We start from the raw sequence: 14,375 nt of genomic DNA, 5'->3' as shown, positions 1-14,375 counted from the left end.
CCGGGGCGTCCCGGGTGCCAGGGTGGTGCATGCGCCGTCCCCGGCCCGCCCACGTCCTGGCCGTCGTCCCGGTCTGCGCCCTGGTGCTGGTCGCAGGCTGCGGCGAGCGGGCCGCGCAGACCGAGGCGGCTACTCCGGCCACGACGACGGCGACCTCGAGCACCGTGGTGAGCGAGGAGACCACCGACGCCCCGCCCTTCCCGGCAGACACGGCGCTGGACACCGCGGACGCGGTCCTGGGTGAGGGACCGACGGTGGTCACCGGCATCCGAGCCGGGACGCAGGACGGCTTCGCCCGGGTGGTGTTCGACATCTCGGGCACCACCGTCCCGGGCTGGTACGTGACCTACGTGGACGCGCCGGTCGATGACGCCAACGGCGCCCTCTTCGACGTCCCGGGTTCGGCATTCCTCCAGGTCAGCATCCGGCCGGTCGCGAACCCCTACATGGACCCCGGGGTGGCCGAGGCCGCGACGGGAGGCATCCCCGCCGAGACCGGGCCGGTGGTCGGCCTCTTCTACGCCTCCGTGTACGAGGGCCAGGCGCTGGCCTACGTCGGCCTGACCGCGGAGCGTCCGTTCCGGGTGTTCTCGCTGACGGACCCGACCCGCATCGTGGTCGACGTCCAGGACTGATCCTCCCCGGGACCGCGCGCGGTGCGCGTCCCGTCTCAGCCGAGCGAGGCGGTCAGCTCCACGGAGTCGTCCTCGACGGTGGTGCAGGTCAGGGACAGCGGGCCGGCGGTCACGCTCTCGCCCGCGGCGCACGACACCTCGGCGTCGCCCACGGAGAGGGTGGCCCGACCGTCCTGGGTCCCGGCGAACACCAGCGAGTTGCCCAGGATCGAGGCCTCGCTGCCCTCGCCGGTCAGGGTGGCCGTGCACTCGTTGCCCGAGCAGCTCACGTTGTTCGACGTGAACGAGCAACCGGCCACGGCCACGGCGGCCAGCAGGGGGACGGCGAACCGGGCGGCGCGGAGGGTCGTCATGGCCCGGGAGCGTAGGGGTCAGCCGGTCGGCAGCGCGGGACCCTCGGTGGGTCGCTGGTCGCCGTCGTCCCCGCCGCCGTCGTCCCCGCCGCCGTCCCCGCCGTCGTCCCCCGTGGGCAGGGGGTCGACGTAGGTGCGCTGGATCATCACCTCGGATTGACCCAGCCCGCCCAGGGTGATCTCGTCGTAGGCGGTCAGCTCGCCCGCGGGGTCCAGGTAGAGCACGGTGCACGACAGCGGGGTGGGGTCCTCGCCCTGCAGCCCGCGCAGCCCGGCGCCGCCGGTGGATCCCTCGACCATCAGCCGGGTGCCGTCGTCGAGCACCGAGACGTCGCGCTCGTGGGTGTGCCCGGCCAGCACCAGGTCGACGACGCCGTCCAGCGGCGGGGCCTGCTTGGGGTCGTGCACCATCGCGATCGCCGGCGGGTCGTCGAGGGTGCCGATGTGGTCGACCAGTTCCTGACCGGTCTCCTCGAGGGACTGGGTGCCGCCGGTGGCGTCCTTGTCGGGGGTGAAGCGGGGATCGGGCGCGCCGACGACCTCGATGCCGTCGATCGTCGTCGCGGTGTCGTCGAGTACGACGGCATTCGGCTGGGCGGCGACGGCGGCCGCGGTGACGGCGGAGTCGTGGTTGCCGCGGATGTAGACGTAGGGGACCCCGAGGTCGCCGATCCAGCCGAACGTCTGGTTCTCGACCGGGCTGCCCCAGTCGACGACGTCGCCGGTGTCCAGCACGCCGTCGACGTCGAACTGGGTCACCACCTGGCCGATCAGGTCGGCGCCGGCCGGGTTGAGGTGGATGTCGGAGACGTGCAGCAGGGTCACGCCGTCCCCGGTCCCGGTGGGGTCGGGCAGCGTCGACACCGCGGAGTAGAGCGTGCTGACGTTGGCCACCAGGTCCTCGAGCGAGGCCCGGTAGGCGTCGTAGCGGGCGACGATGTCCTGCGCGCTGCCGATCAGGCTGTTCGCGTTGACCAGCAGCCCGGTGTAGGTGGGCTGGCTCAGCGCCTCGGGCCGCCAGGTCGCCGCCCCCAGCCCGGCGGTGCCGGCCAGCAGCGCGGTCGACAGCCCGACGGCGATCAGCGGCTCCCGCCTGCGGCGGAGGGCGACCAGGGAGAACAGCGCCGCCCCGCCGAGCCCGGCGGCCGCGGTGCGCCAGGCCAGCTCGGTGACGGCGTCGCGCAGGTCGGCGCTGACCCGGTCCACGACGCCGTCGAGCTGGCCGGGGTCGGTGGCCAGGGCCTGGGCCCGCAGCTGGTCGACCCGGCGCAGCTGCACGTCCAGCCGCAGCGGGCCGTCGTAGGCGTCGACCGACAGCGCGCCCAGCGGCGGGATCTCCAGCTCGGCCCCGCCGCCGACGGCCGGGGTGAACGCGACGGTGGCGTCGAAGGGCCCGATCGGTGCGTCGACCCGGCCCAGCAGGAGGACGCCGAGGGCGGCACCGACCACGGCGACGACGACCCGCTGCAGCCAGCGGACGGTGGTGCGCAGACCGGTGCGGGCGGGTTCGGGGAGCTCGTCCGGCGCGGGCGTCGGGTCGGTCACCCGGAGAACGGTAGTGGGGGCGTCAGCTGCGCTGCAGCGCGCGGGAGGTGAAGACCCAGGCCCGCAGGGCGACGAACCGGCAGGCGCCGATCGCCCCGGTCACGGCACCGATGAGCAGCACCTGCACCTGCCACGAGGCGTCGACGACGACCTGGTCGAGCCCGGCCAGGGCCACCGAGGTGGCCACCAGGCCGACGACGGCGAGACCGCCGCCCTCCCACTGCGCGGTGAACCACCCGACGCGGTCGCCGGCGTGGAAGGTGAGCCGGCGGTGCAGCTCGTTGGCCAGCAGGGTGGAGGCGATCGCCCCGACGATGTTGGCCGGCTGGTCGCCGATGCCGTCGAAGGCCACGAACAGGACGGCGTAGAGCACGCTGGAGATCGCCCCGACGAAGGCGAAGCGGACGAACTGGGCCCCGCCCTGGTCGCCGTCGCGCAGCCGCTGCAGGAGGTGGGCCGCGCGGTGCTCGGACTGCGCGCGGAGATCCTCGGCCGCCTCGGAGACGACCTCCACCGCGGGGTGGCGGCGGAGCAGGCTCGGGCAGGTCACGGTGTCTCCAGGCGGTGCGCGCAGATGGTTGCTTCGAGGAACTTCCTACTCGATCACCAGTGTTCGCCCTGTGCATTCCCGATGGCCTGCTCGCCGTCCGTGATGGTTGTCACGGGCAACGGACGTTTGGTCCCGCGGTGGTCAGGGGCCGGACCGTCGGGCCGGTCGGCGCAGCGCCCGCACCCAGGCCGTGGCCGCGCACCCCAGGCGCATCCAGAAGTCCAGCTCGGCGGGGAGCACCAGCAGGCCGGCCAGCACGTCGGCCGCGGTGCGGTGCGGGGTGCGCAGCGCCCGGACGGTGCCGACCACCGAGGCGGCCAGCAGCGGGAGGGCCCAGGACCACGGCGCGAGGGGGACGACGCCGGCCAGCGCGCCGAGCACCACGAGCCGGACCGCGAGGCCGCCGAGCAGGGCGAGCTGGGGGCGGAGCAGCCCCGCCGCGGCGCCGCGCCGGAAACGGGTGCGCAGCGCCCGGGCGGTGTTCTCGTCCGAGGCCAGGCGGCGGGCGGCGAGCGAGCGGAGGGTGAGCACCGGGCCGGTGTGGACCCGCGCCCCCGGTGAGCTCGCGGTGTGGTGACCGGTGCGGCGGAGGGCCCGGACCAGCTGGTCGTCGGTGCCGGTCCAGGGCGTGCCGTGCTCGCCCGCCAGCTCGCGGAGGCTGCCGGCGCGGTGCAGGGCCACCTGGCCGCCGAGCGCGTAGGCGGACCGGTCGCCCTGCAGCGCGCTGGTGGTCCAGGCGGTGGTCTCGGCCCGGTGCCGGCGCACCAGCAGGCGTGCGACGGCGTCGGAGCCCAGGCCCTGGTCGACCCCGAAGCGCACCGTGACCACGCCGGGGGAGGGCGCGGCGGCCAGGTCGGCGGTGAGCTGGTCGAGGCAGTCGGGGGCCAGCACGGTGTCGGCGTCGACGACGGCGACCAGGTCGTGGCCGGCCCGCCAGCGTCGCCAACCCTGGCCGAGGGCGCCCGCACGGCCGCCGGTGTTCTCGACGGTGCGCATGACGGTGACCTCGGGGAACCGCCGGGCCAGATCCTCGGTGGCGTCGGTGCAGTCGTCGGCGAGCAGCACCACCCGGTCGGGTCGGCGGGTCTGGGCCCGCAGCGAGGCCAGGGTGCGCGCGACGGTGGCCTCGGCGTCGTGCGCCGGCACCAGCACCAGCAGTCGCGAGCCCGGCTGCGGGGTCACCCGGGCCGGCGGACGCCGGCCGAACCGGATCCGCAGGGGACGACGGCCGGCACGCCGGGGCAGGACGCTGCCGCGGACGAGCGGCCGGGTCGTGACGACCTGGTCCTTGCCGGTCATGGCGGGCTCGCTTCCTGCAGGTGCACCGGGACGCGCTCGACGCTAGGTGACGCTGCGTGGTCGCGGCATCCCTCGTTCGGTGCCGCCCCGGCCCTGAACGGGTGACCGGGTCCCCGGACGGTCACGGGCCGCTCCCCACCGGCGAGGGCCCGTAGGCTCCGACGGTGGCCGACGGGCCACGGGGCCTCTAGCTCAACTGGCAGAGCAGCGGACTTTTAATCCGCGGGTTGTGGGTTCGATCCCCACGGGGCCCACCGGGCGTGGCCGGCCGCAGGCGGTGTGCACCGCGGGCAGGGGGCAGTCGATCATCTTCCCGTGACCACGGCCGGCCCCGACGCCACCCGTGCGGACGACGTGCCGCCGCCGTCCGCGCTCCAGTCGGTCGTGCGGTTCACCGCGGCCGCGACCGCGGGCTCCGTGGTGGTGATCACGCACCTCGTCTACTGGGCGTTCGGGCTGACCTTCGACGCGCTGCCGGTGCGGCTGGTCGCGCACGGCGCACCGGTGCTGATGCCGCTGGTCCTCGCCCCGATCACCGCGATCCCCTGGCTGCGCCTGCACACCCGGCTGGCCGAGGCCAACGCCCGCCTGGCCGACGAGGTCCGGCGGCGCACCCACCTGCAGGACGAGCTGGAGCGGCAGGCCCGGGTCGACCCGCCAACCGAGGTCGCCAACCGGCGCGGGTTCTTCGAGGCGGTCGAGGGCACCGCGACCGACGGCTGCGTCCTCGTGCTGCTCGACCTGGACGACTTCAAGGCCGTCAACGACACGTTCGGGCACGCCGCGGGCGACGTCGTCCTGCAGGCGGTGGTGTCGGTCGTCGAGGACGGCGTCGAGCTCGGCGGCGGCGTGGTGGGTCGCCTGGGCGGTGACGAGTTCGTCGTCCTCCTGCCGCCGGGCAGCGAGGCGGTGGCCGGCCGGCTCCGCGACCGGCTCGCCCACCTGGAGGTGCTGCTGCCCGACGAGGACAGCGTGCAGACCTCCGCCTCGGTCGGCATCACCACGCTGACCGCCGGCCAGACGGTGGACCAGGCGCTGGCCGTGGTCGACGGCGGGATGTACGAGCGCAAACGAGCCGTGCGCACCGTCTGATCAGCCGGCGGTGGCATCGGTGAGCTCCTCGGGGCACTCGCCGCCGCGGGAGGTCACCAGCTCGAAGTGCCAGGCCTCGTTGGCGTACGTGCGGCAGAGCCCGTAGTCCGAGCCGAACCGGCTGAGCCAGTCCATCGCGTCGTAGGGCGCGACGTCGACCGCCCGGCCGGTGACGTGCTGGGAGAGCTCGGGGGTGAGCACGAAGCGGCGGGCCTCCTCGACGCTGCCGTGCTCGGCTACGGCCTGGTCGAACAGCGCCTGCTGCAGCGCGGCGCTGCGCCACCCGCTGGTCACCTGCACGGTCACCCCGTCGTCCCGGGCGGCGGTCGTGGCGTCCTGCAGGGCGTCGAGCAGGGCCCGCTCCAGGTTGCCGACGGCCGGCTCGGCGGTGTCGAAGGGCGAGAGCCCCTCGCCGTCGGGCAGGTACCCGTCGGCGGGGCCGAGCACGGTGCCCTCCGTGGTCGTCAGGGTCGGTGAGGGCGTCCGCGCAGCCACGGCGGTCGTGGCGCACGCGGCCAGCACGAGGCAGCCGATCAGCAGGGCGGGGACGCGGGTGCGAGTCATGGCGAGCACGCTCGACCGTCGGGCACCCGCTCCACCTCCACCCGTGGTGCCGGGAGCGGGCCGCCGGTACCGCGGGACCGGTACCTCGGGGGGATGCCGAGGAGGACGACGGCGCGCGATGCTGCGGGGGTGCACCCGCCGCCGCAGACCCCGCCCCCCGGTCGGCGCGGGTGGGTCGTCGACGTCCTGCCCGCGCTGCTCGTCGCCGGGTTCGGACTGGTGGACGCCGTCCGCACGGCGCAGCTGCTCGAGGGCCGGACCTCGGCGCTGGCGTGGGTGGTGGTGGGCACGACCGCGGCCGTGGCGACCTGGCGGCGGCTGCCGGCGCTGGGGATCGGGCTGGCCTGGCTGACCTGCGCCCTGCAGGTCGTCACCTACGTGCCGCCGCTGGTCACCCAGGTCGCCCTCGCGCTGGTCGCCTTCGGCGCGGCTCGCTGGGGGCGCCCGGTGACGGTCGTGGTCGCCGGGGTCTCGCTGCCGCTCGGGGTGCTCGTGGGCCTGCTGCTGCTGCGCGACGGCTGGTTCCCGGCCAGCGGGGGCAGCTTCCGCGAGGCGCTGGCCCCGCTCACCTCCAGCAGCACGACGATCCAGGTCGGCGTCGTCCTCCTGGGGCTGGGCACGCTGGCGCTGCCGTGGCTGGCCGGGCTCGCGGTGCGGTTCCTGGCCCGGGCCCGCAGGTCGCAGGAGCAGCAGCTGGCCGCGGAGGCCCGCGAGCAGGAGAGCGCCGAGGTGGCCCGGCTGCGCAGCGACCAGGCCCGGCTGGCCGCGGACGTCCACGACGTCGTCGGGCACTCGCTGGCGGTGATCCTGGCGCAGGCGGAGTCCGGCCAGTACCTCCCGGACGACGACCCGGCGCGGCTGAAGCAGACCCTCGCCGTGATCGCGACGTCGGCGCGCACCTCCCTGCAGGACGTCCGCGCGGTGCTGCAGGTCACCCGCTCGGACGACACCGCCCCCGCCGCCGTCCCCGTCGCCGTCCTGGCCGACCTCGACGACCTGGTCGAGGGCATCCGGCGCAGCGGGCGGGAGGTCGTCGACGAGCAGACCGGCCGCCCGCAGCCGTTGCCGCCCGAGCTGGCCCAGGTGGCCTACCGGGTGCTGCAGGAGATGGTCACCAACGCGCTGCGGCACGGCCGGCGGGACGCCCCGGTGCTGGTCCAGCGGTCGTGGGACGACGAGCTGCGCATCCGCGTGGACAACGGCAGCGACGGTGCCGCGCCCACCCCCGGCGGCCGCGGGTTGGCCGGCATGCGGGACCGGTTGGCGTCGGTGGGCGGCCGGCTGGACGTGCAGCCCGGCGCCGACCGGTTCGCGGTGACCGCGCGGCTGCCGGTCCGCCGGTGACGCAGGATCCTCCCGTGACCGAGGACATGGCGAGCGAGGACATCCGGGTGCTGCTCGTCGACGACCAGGAGCTGTTCCGCGCCGGGGTGCGGGTGATCGTCGACGCGCAGGAGGGCATGCACGTCGTCGGGGTCGCCGGCGACGGCCACGAGGCGGTGCGGGCGGTCGACGAGCTGGCGCCCGACGTCGTGCTCATGGACCTGCGGATGCCCGACCTGGACGGCGTCGAGGCGACCCGCCGGATCCTGGCGCCGGAGGCGGTGGCCGCCCGCGCCCGTCCGGTCCGGGTGGTCGTGCTGACCACCTTCGACCTCGACGACCGGGCGGCGGCGGCGATCCGGCACGGGGCCAGCGGGTTCCTGCTCAAGGACACGACCCCGGTGCAGCTGCGCGACGCGATCCGCACCGTGCACGCCGGCAACGCCGTGCTGGCCCCGCGCGACCTGGCCACCCTGCTGGACAGCCGGGCACCGGCGCGCGAGCCGGTGCCCGCGGCCTTCGGCGAGCTGACCGACAAGGAGCGCGAGGTGTTCGCCGCCGTCGCCCGGGGGCTGTCCAACGCCGAGATCGCCGGTCAGGCCTACCTGTCGGAGTCGACGGTCAAGACCCACGTCGGGGCGGTGCTGCGCAAGCTCGGGCTGCGCGACCGGGTGCAGGTCGTCGTCTTCGCCCACCAGCACGGACTGGCCTGACCCCGGCGCTGCCCATTGACAATCGATAGATTGCTATCGATGATCGATGCATGTCACGCCGTGTCGGGGTCGTCCCGCTGCTCCGGGTCTTCCTGGTCGTCCTGTTCGCGCTGGTGCTGCTGCTGCAGACCTCCTCCTTCCCCGGGCAGTTCGCGGCCATGGCCCGGGAGGACGCCGAGCTGGCCTGGCTGCGCTGGCCGCTGACCGGGGTCGCCGTCCTCACCCTCCTGGGGTTCGAGGTGGTCCTCGTCGCCACCTGGAAGCTGCTGGGCATGGTCGAGCGCGACCGGATCTTCACCACCGACGCGCTGCCGTGGGTCGACCTCGTCGTGCGGGCCACGGCCGCCGGGGGCGTCGTGTTCGCCGTCGGGGTCGGGCTGGTGGGCCTCGCCGCGCAGGACCCCGGACTGCCGCTGCTGCTGTTCCTGGTCCTGGTCGGCATCGTCGTCGTCGAGCTGGTCGTGCTGGTGCTGCGCTCGCTGCTGCGCCAGGCCACCACCCTGCGCAGCGACCTCGAGCAGGTCATCTGATGCCGATCGTCGTGCGCATCGACGTGCTGCTCGCGCAGCGGCGGATGGGTGTGGGGGAGTTCGCGGAGAAGGTCGGGCTCACCCCGGCCAACGTCGCCGTCCTCAAGAACGGGCGGGCCAAGGCCGTGCGGTTCAGCACCCTGGAGGCCATCTGCCGGGTGCTCGAGTGCCAGCCCGGCGACCTCCTGCAGTGGGTCGACGAGGACGCACAGGTGCCGGGATGACCGACGTCCTGGTGGTCGGTGCCGGCCTGGCCGGCCTGCACCTGGCCACCGACCTGGCCCGCCGCGGGCACGACGTCCTCCTCGTCGACCGCCGCCGCCGGCTCGACGGCGCGGTGCGCACCACCGGCATCTTCGTGGCGAAGACCCTCGAGGACTTCCCGCTCCCGCCGGAGCACCTGGGGCCGCCGATCCGGCGGGTGGTCCTGCACCCGCCGGGGCTCCGCCGGTCGGTGACCCTCGACAGCCCGCGCGACGAGTACCGGGTCGGCGACATGGGTGGGCTCTACCTGGCGGCCGCCGCCGACGCGGTCGAGGCCGGTGTGCGCATCGCGCTGGGCACCCGGTTCCTCGGCCGGGACGCCGGCGGCTGGCGGCTGAGCGGCCCGGAGAGCGGCCCGGAGGGCGAGCGGCGGGTGCGGGCCCGCTTCCTCGTCGGGGCCGACGGTGCCCGCTCACGGGTGGCCGCCGAGCTGGGCCTGGACCGCAACCGGGAGCTGCTGGTGGGCGCCGAGGCGGTGTTCGCCGTCCCCGCCCACGACCGGCCCCCGGCCTTCCACTGCGTGCTCGACCCGGTGCTCGCCCCCGGCTACCTGGCCTGGGTGGTGGACGACGGCCGGCACGTGCACGTCGGCGTCGCCGGCTACCCCGACCGCTACCCCGAGGGCCTGCGGGCGGCGCTGCGCCGGTTCACCGCCACCGCGCCGGGGCTCGCGCACGCCGTCCCGGCCGACGCCGAGCACCGGGGCGGGCCGATCCCGGTCGGCGGGCTGCTGCGGCGGATCAGCAGCCCCGAGGGGTTGCTGGTCGGCGACGCCTCCGGTGCGGTCTCACCGCTGACCGCCGGCGGCCTGGACCCGTGCCTGCGGCAGGCCGCGCTGGCCGCGCAGGTGCTCGACGCGGCGCTGCGCACGGGGTCGGCGGCCGCGCTGGCCGGCTACGACGGGGCCGAGCTGCGCGCGCGGTTCCGCGGCCGGCTGCTGCTGCGCCGGGGGCTGGCCGCCGTCCGGTCGCCGCGGCTGGTGGACGCCGCGTTCCCGCTGCTGGCCACCCCACCGGGCCGGGCCGCGGCCCGGGCGGTGCTGTTCGGCGACCGCTCGTTCCCCGACCGGGTCAGCGGCGTCCGCGCAGCCGGGGGGCCAGCACGACCCCCAGCAGCACCAGCGCGACGGCCAGGATGACCAGGTCGCCCCACGGCCAGATCGAGCCGGTGTCGCCCTGCGCCAGGCCGTACACCGCGTAGGCGCCGACCAGCACCGGGACCGCCGTCCACCAGACGGGGGTCTTCTGCGGCTCGGGGGTCTCGTCGGGGGCCGGGTCGGGGGCGGGCTCGGTCATGGCTGCACGGTAGTCAGCCCAGCGCCGCCGACACGCGGTCGGCGGCGGCCACGAGCACCGGGCCGATCACGGCGTCGTCGACGGCCTGGTCCACGAAGATCACCGCGAGGGCGCCGGCGGTCGAGCCGTCGGGCCGCCGGACAGGGGCGGCCACCGACCGCATGCCCGGGATGACCTCGCCGAGCGAGGAGACCCATCCGCGTGCGCGGGCGTCCACGAGCACCGACCGGTCCGCCGCGTCGGGCTCCTCCGGGATGAGCAGGGCCAGGCCCGTGGCCCCCAGGTGCACCGGGTGCCGGTTGCCGGGGCGGAAGGCCACGTGGGCGGGGGAGTCGCGGGGCTCCACGGCGTTCACCGTCACGGCCTCGTCGCCGTCGCGCACCACGAGGAACGCGGTCATGCCCAGCTGCTGCACGAGCCGGGCCAGCTCGGGGGTGGCCGCGGCCTGCAGCGTCCGCCGCACCGAGCGGGACAGCCCGACCACGCCCAGGCCCACGCCGTAGCTGCCCTCGGCGTCGCGCTCGACCAGCCGGTGGGCCTCCAGCGTGCGCAGCAGGCGGTAGGCGATGGACCGGTGGACGCCGACCGCGGCGGCCACCGTCGCGATCGACTGGGGTTCGCGGGTGGCGGCCAGGTGCTCGAGCACCCGGATGCCGCGGTCCAGCGTCTGGGACGCCGGTACCCCGTCGCTCCCCTCCGGCATGGGGGGATCGAACCACCTGGTGGGGCCCCGTGGGACCTCGCGTGGTCTCATCGGCGAGCCGGCGGTGACCAGACCACGAGCCGGCCCTACCCGGAGGAGCCCGATGCCCGAGGTCCTGCTCGAGGTGGACGGCGGCGTCGCCGTCGTCACCCTGAACGCCCCCGACCGGCGCAACGCGCTGACCCCGGCCATGGCCGCGGAGTTCATCGGCGTGCTGGAGGAGGTCGACGGCCGGTCGGACGTCGGCGCCCTGGTGCTCACCGCGGTGGGCAGGAGCTTCTGCGCCGGCGGCGACGTGCAGACCCTGCTCGACGCCGGCCAGGACCCCGCCGCGGCGGCCGCCTGGGACGGCATGGGCGCCATCTACGACTCGTTCTACCGGCTGGGCCAGGTCACGGTCCCCACCGTCGCCGCCGTCCGCGGCTCGGCGGTGGGTGCCGGCATGAACATGCTGCTGGCCGCCGACCTGCGGGTGGTGGCCGACGACGCCCGGCTGATCTGCGGGTTCCTCAAGCGCGGCCTGCACCCCGGCGGCGGGCACTTCGTCATCCTGTCCCGGCTGATCGGCCGCGAGGCCGCCGCGGCGATGGCGCTGTTCGGCGAGGAGGTCAGCGGTGCCCGGGCCGCCGAGCTGGGGTTGGCGTGGGCGGCGCTGCCCACCGACGACGTCGAGCCCCGCGCCCGCGAGCTGGCCGCCCGTGTGGCGGCCGATCCTGAGCTGGCCCGCGTCGCCGTCGCCAACTTCCGCAAGGAGACCGGCCCGCCGCACGTCAGCTGGGAGATCGCCACCCAGTTCGAGCGGCCGGCGCAGATGTGGTCGATGCGCCGGTCCGCCGACCGGGACTGACCTCAGGCGGGCTGGCGCGCCGAGCTGAGCCGACGGCCGTGCTCGGCGGCCTCCTGCTCGGCCGAGGCCTTCAGGTCCGCGGCCATCTCGGTGAACTCGTCCAGCGCCGGGTTGACCCCGACCAGGGTGAACTCGCGGGTGACCACGGTCAGGTCGAGCTGCCAGACGTCGGCCAGGATGCGGCGCAGCCAGCCGGTGGCGTGGTCCCAGTCCTCGCGCGGGGTCCCGGCGCTGTAGTTGCCGCCGTGCACGGTGACCAGGACGGCGGGCTTGCCGGCCAGCAGCGGCGGCTGGCCGGGAGCCATGCGCGGGTCGGTGATGACCAGGTCGACCCAGTTCTTCACGTGCTGGGAGACGCCGAAGTTATAGAGCGGGACGGCCAGCAGCAGTGCCTCGGCGTCGGCCAGCTCGTCGGTCAGGGTGGCGGCCAGGGCGACCGCCTCGGCCTGCTCGGGGGTGCGCTGGTCGGCGGCGACGTAGGAACCGTTCACCGCGGCGGCCCAGGCGGTGGCCGGCAGCGGCTCGGTGCCCACGTGCCGACGGGTGACCGGGGCGTCGGCGTTCCCGGCCCGCCACTCCGCCTCGACGATGTCGGCGACGGCGCGGCTGGCGGAGCCCTCGGTGCGGATGCTGGCGTCCAGGCGGAACAGGGACATGGCTACCTCGCTAGGTTCGTAGGGGTCGCTAGGAAAAACAGAGCGACGCCGGAGAAGCTAGCACGGGTACGCTGCTGCCGTGGTCGACGACGTCCGGCACGAGCCCCGCGCGTGCGACGCCGCCCTGGCGCAGGCGTTCGGGTTCCTGGGCAAGCGCTGGAACGGCATGGTGCTGGGCGTGCTCAGCGGCGGGCCGGCCACCTTCAGCGAGCTGCGCCGGGCCGTGGCGGGGATCAGCGACTCGGTGCTGTCCGACCGGTTGTCCGAGCTGGCGGCGGCCGGGCTGGTGCTGCGCACGGTCGATGCCGGCCCCCCGGTGGGCGTGACCTACGCGCTCACCGCCTCGGGCACGTCGCTGACCCCGGTGCTGGACCAGCTGGCCGGGTGGGCGCAGGAGAACCTGGCTCCGCGCTGCCCCTCGGCGGGCTGAGCCGGCTCAGCGGATCCCGGAGACCGGGGACCACTCCCCGGCGCAGGCGGTCGCCTTCTCGACGTCGGCCAGCTCGTCGGGCCGGCGCCCGGCGCGCCGTTCGCCGGCGCGGCCCCAGAGCGCGGCGGCGGCGGTGACCAGCGCGCTGCCGCCGCCGAGCACCGCCACGACGGTGAACGACCCGCTGCTGGGCAGGCCGGTGGCGTCGGCCGACCCGGCGACCACGGTGATGATCAGCGCGCTGGCCAGGGCGCTGCCCACCGACCGGGTGATCGAGTTGACCCCGTTGGCGACCCCGGTCTCGGCGGGCTCCACCGCCTGCACGACGAGGGCGGGCAGCGCCGCGAACGCGACGGTGACCGCCAGCTGGGTGAGCAGACCCACCAGCACGACCACCCACGGGGTGCTGCGGGCCAGCGCGAACAGCGTGAACCCGAGCAGGCCGGAGGCCGCGCCGATCAGCAGCGTGGTCTGCCCGCCGATGCGGGCCACCACCTGGCCGGCGAAGGGGGCCAGCACGATCCCCGCCACGCCGCCGGGCAGCAGGTAGACCACCGCGGCCTCGAGCGTGCTGGCGCCGAACCCGTAGCCGGCGGCCGCGGGCACCTGCACGAACTGGGTGACGGCCAGGAACGAGGCGAACAGCCCGAACCCGGTCATCAGCCCGGCGATGTTGGGCACCAGCATGCGGCGGTCGGTGAGCAGCTGCGGGCGGACCAGCGGGTGGGTGCGCCGGCGCTGCAGCACCACCCAGCCGGCCAGCACGAGGACCGCGCCGACCAGGCAGCCGACCGTGGCCGGGGAGCCCCAGCCCCAGGTGTGGCCCTGGGAGAGCGGCAGCAGGAGCAGCACCAGGCCGACGCCCAGGACGACGGCCCCCCACCAGTCGACACCGCCGGAGGCGCTGGCCGGCCGGTCGGGCAGCGCCCAGGCGGCCAGCGCGAGCGCGACCAGGGAGATGCCGAGGCCCAGCCAGAACGGCCGGTGGTAGTTGCCGCCGTCCGAGGTGAGCAGACCGGTGACGACCAGCCCGATCACGCCGCCGACGGCCAGCGTGCTGGACACGATCGACATCGCCACGGTCAGCCGCGCCGCGGGCAGCTCGCGCCGCAGGATCGAGATCGACAGCGGGAACAGCCCGTACGAGGCGCCCTGCAGCACCCGGGCCACCAGCAGCAGCGGCAGCGAGGTGGTCAGCACCGCGAGCAGCGTGCCGATGCTGATCACCACCAGGACGCCGAGCACCACCCGGCGCTCGCCCAGGGTGTCGCCCAGCCGGCCGATGACCGGGGTGAGCACGGCAGCGGCGAGCAGGTTGGCCGTCAGCACCCACCCGGCCGCACCGGCGCCGACGCCGAGCTGCTCGGCGATGACCGGCAGCATGGGGACGACGAGGGACTGCAGCAACGACAGCGTGGTGACCGCGAGCGCCAGGGTGAGCACCAGCAGCCCGGCCGCGGGGGTGCGGGTGCGCACGGGTCCTCCAGGGGTGGATCGGCGGGCGGACCCCCGAATCAGACCACGATCGACCGGATCGTGAGCAGCGTTACCCATTGTTCACCTCGGTTCTGCCCAG

At 75.5% G+C, this 14,375-nt stretch carries 18 protein-coding genes and 1 tRNA gene; 10 read left to right on the top strand and 9 right to left on the bottom strand.

Annotated elements, in window-relative coordinates:
- The first annotated feature begins 29 nt into the window (after positions 1 to 29).
- Positions 30 to 635, top strand: a complete 606-nt coding sequence (locus BLS67_RS23540) for an AMIN-like domain-containing (lipo)protein (protein WP_091249169.1) — start codon at positions 30 to 32, stop codon at positions 633 to 635.
- Positions 636 to 670: 35 nt separating this feature from the next.
- Here the strand turns inward: BLS67_RS23540 and BLS67_RS20370 are convergent, their stop codons facing one another.
- The 4 genes from BLS67_RS20370 to BLS67_RS20355 form a co-directional block, all read right to left on the bottom strand.
- The gene (locus BLS67_RS20370; protein ID WP_091249166.1) at positions 671 to 988 is read right to left on the bottom strand and encodes a hypothetical protein; all 318 of its coding nucleotides are present in this window, start codon (positions 986 to 988) and stop codon (positions 671 to 673) included.
- An 18-nt stretch (positions 989 to 1,006) separates the two neighbouring features.
- Positions 1,007 to 2,533 carry a metallophosphoesterase family protein gene (locus tag BLS67_RS20365; RefSeq protein WP_242654234.1) on the bottom strand — a complete coding sequence of 509 codons (1,527 nt, stop codon included), beginning with the start codon at positions 2,531 to 2,533 and terminating at the stop codon, positions 1,007 to 1,009.
- A gap of 22 nt (positions 2,534 to 2,555) precedes the next feature.
- The gene (locus BLS67_RS20360) at positions 2,556 to 3,083 is read right to left on the bottom strand and encodes a GtrA family protein (protein WP_109504772.1); all 528 of its coding nucleotides are present in this window, start codon (positions 3,081 to 3,083) and stop codon (positions 2,556 to 2,558) included.
- A gap of 141 nt (positions 3,084 to 3,224) precedes the next feature.
- Positions 3,225 to 4,382 carry a glycosyltransferase family 2 protein gene (locus tag BLS67_RS20355; RefSeq protein ID WP_091249162.1) on the bottom strand — a complete coding sequence of 386 codons (1,158 nt, stop codon included), beginning with the start codon at positions 4,380 to 4,382 and terminating at the stop codon, positions 3,225 to 3,227.
- 181 nt (positions 4,383 to 4,563) lie between these two features.
- Between BLS67_RS20355 and BLS67_RS20350 the strand changes: the two genes are divergently transcribed.
- Positions 4,564 to 4,636 (top strand) — tRNA-Lys (locus BLS67_RS20350).
- A 61-nt stretch (positions 4,637 to 4,697) separates the two neighbouring features.
- Entirely contained in the window at positions 4,698 to 5,474 is a 777-nt protein-coding gene (locus BLS67_RS20345) for a GGDEF domain-containing protein (protein WP_091249159.1), read from the top strand.
- Here the strand turns inward: BLS67_RS20345 and BLS67_RS20340 are convergent, their stop codons facing one another.
- Positions 5,475 to 6,038, bottom strand: a complete 564-nt coding sequence (locus BLS67_RS20340; protein ID WP_091249156.1) for a M15 family metallopeptidase — start codon at positions 6,036 to 6,038, stop codon at positions 5,475 to 5,477. It lies immediately after the preceding gene.
- Positions 6,039 to 6,167: 129 nt separating this feature from the next.
- Here BLS67_RS20340 and BLS67_RS20335 point away from each other — a divergent pair, with 129 nt between their 5' ends.
- The 5 genes from BLS67_RS20335 to BLS67_RS20315 are packed head-to-tail and all read left to right on the top strand — an operon-like array spanning position 6,168 to position 10,006.
- The gene (locus BLS67_RS20335; RefSeq protein WP_109504771.1) at positions 6,168 to 7,382 is read left to right on the top strand and encodes a sensor histidine kinase; all 1,215 of its coding nucleotides are present in this window, start codon (positions 6,168 to 6,170) and stop codon (positions 7,380 to 7,382) included.
- Between the two features lie 14 nt (positions 7,383 to 7,396).
- The gene (locus tag BLS67_RS20330) at positions 7,397 to 8,074 is read left to right on the top strand and encodes a response regulator (RefSeq protein ID WP_341350151.1); all 678 of its coding nucleotides are present in this window, start codon (positions 7,397 to 7,399) and stop codon (positions 8,072 to 8,074) included.
- Positions 8,075 to 8,124: 50 nt separating this feature from the next.
- The gene (locus BLS67_RS20325) at positions 8,125 to 8,604 is read left to right on the top strand and encodes a DUF2975 domain-containing protein (RefSeq protein WP_091249149.1); all 480 of its coding nucleotides are present in this window, start codon (positions 8,125 to 8,127) and stop codon (positions 8,602 to 8,604) included.
- Positions 8,604 to 8,828, top strand: a complete 225-nt coding sequence (locus BLS67_RS20320; RefSeq protein ID WP_091249145.1) for a helix-turn-helix domain-containing protein — start codon at positions 8,604 to 8,606, stop codon at positions 8,826 to 8,828. The genes BLS67_RS20325 and BLS67_RS20320 overlap by 1 nt, the downstream gene beginning before the upstream one ends.
- Positions 8,825 to 10,006 (top strand): FAD-dependent oxidoreductase, encoded by a 1,182-nt coding sequence (locus BLS67_RS20315; RefSeq protein WP_091249142.1) that lies wholly within the window; start codon positions 8,825 to 8,827, stop codon positions 10,004 to 10,006. The genes BLS67_RS20320 and BLS67_RS20315 overlap by 4 nt, the downstream gene beginning before the upstream one ends.
- Here the strand turns inward: BLS67_RS20315 and BLS67_RS20310 are convergent.
- The gene (locus BLS67_RS20310; protein WP_091249137.1) at positions 9,939 to 10,163 is read right to left on the bottom strand and encodes a hypothetical protein; all 225 of its coding nucleotides are present in this window, start codon (positions 10,161 to 10,163) and stop codon (positions 9,939 to 9,941) included. The genes BLS67_RS20315 and BLS67_RS20310 overlap by 68 nt on opposite strands.
- 13 nt (positions 10,164 to 10,176) lie before the next feature.
- Entirely contained in the window at positions 10,177 to 10,866 is a 690-nt protein-coding gene (locus BLS67_RS20305; RefSeq protein WP_091249133.1) for an IclR family transcriptional regulator, read from the bottom strand.
- A gap of 103 nt (positions 10,867 to 10,969) precedes the next feature.
- Between BLS67_RS20305 and BLS67_RS20300 the strand changes: the two genes are divergently transcribed.
- Complete coding sequence (locus tag BLS67_RS20300) at positions 10,970 to 11,713, top strand: enoyl-CoA hydratase/isomerase family protein (protein WP_091249131.1); 744 nt, start codon at positions 10,970 to 10,972, stop codon at positions 11,711 to 11,713.
- A 2-nt stretch (positions 11,714 to 11,715) separates the two neighbouring features.
- Here the strand turns inward: BLS67_RS20300 and BLS67_RS20295 are convergent, their stop codons facing one another.
- Positions 11,716 to 12,369 (bottom strand): FMN-dependent NADH-azoreductase, encoded by a 654-nt coding sequence (locus BLS67_RS20295; protein ID WP_091249129.1) that lies wholly within the window; start codon positions 12,367 to 12,369, stop codon positions 11,716 to 11,718.
- 79 nt (positions 12,370 to 12,448) lie between these two features.
- Here BLS67_RS20295 and BLS67_RS20290 point away from each other — a divergent pair, with 79 nt between their 5' ends.
- Positions 12,449 to 12,799 (top strand): winged helix-turn-helix transcriptional regulator, encoded by a 351-nt coding sequence (locus BLS67_RS20290; RefSeq protein WP_091249126.1) that lies wholly within the window; start codon positions 12,449 to 12,451, stop codon positions 12,797 to 12,799.
- A gap of 6 nt (positions 12,800 to 12,805) precedes the next feature.
- On the opposite strand, the gene BLS67_RS20285 is transcribed toward BLS67_RS20290, so the two are convergent.
- Positions 12,806 to 14,275 (bottom strand): MFS transporter, encoded by a 1,470-nt coding sequence (locus BLS67_RS20285; protein WP_242654233.1) that lies wholly within the window; start codon positions 14,273 to 14,275, stop codon positions 12,806 to 12,808.
- Positions 14,276 to 14,375 lie beyond the last annotated feature (100 nt).

The sequence above is a fragment of the Klenkia soli genome, from assembly GCF_900103975.1.
GTDB classification, from domain to species: domain Bacteria; phylum Actinomycetota; class Actinomycetes; order Mycobacteriales; family Geodermatophilaceae; genus Klenkia; species Klenkia soli.
The sequence above is the reverse complement of the archived record's forward strand: the minus strand, read 5'-3'. Positions and strand labels throughout refer to the sequence as shown.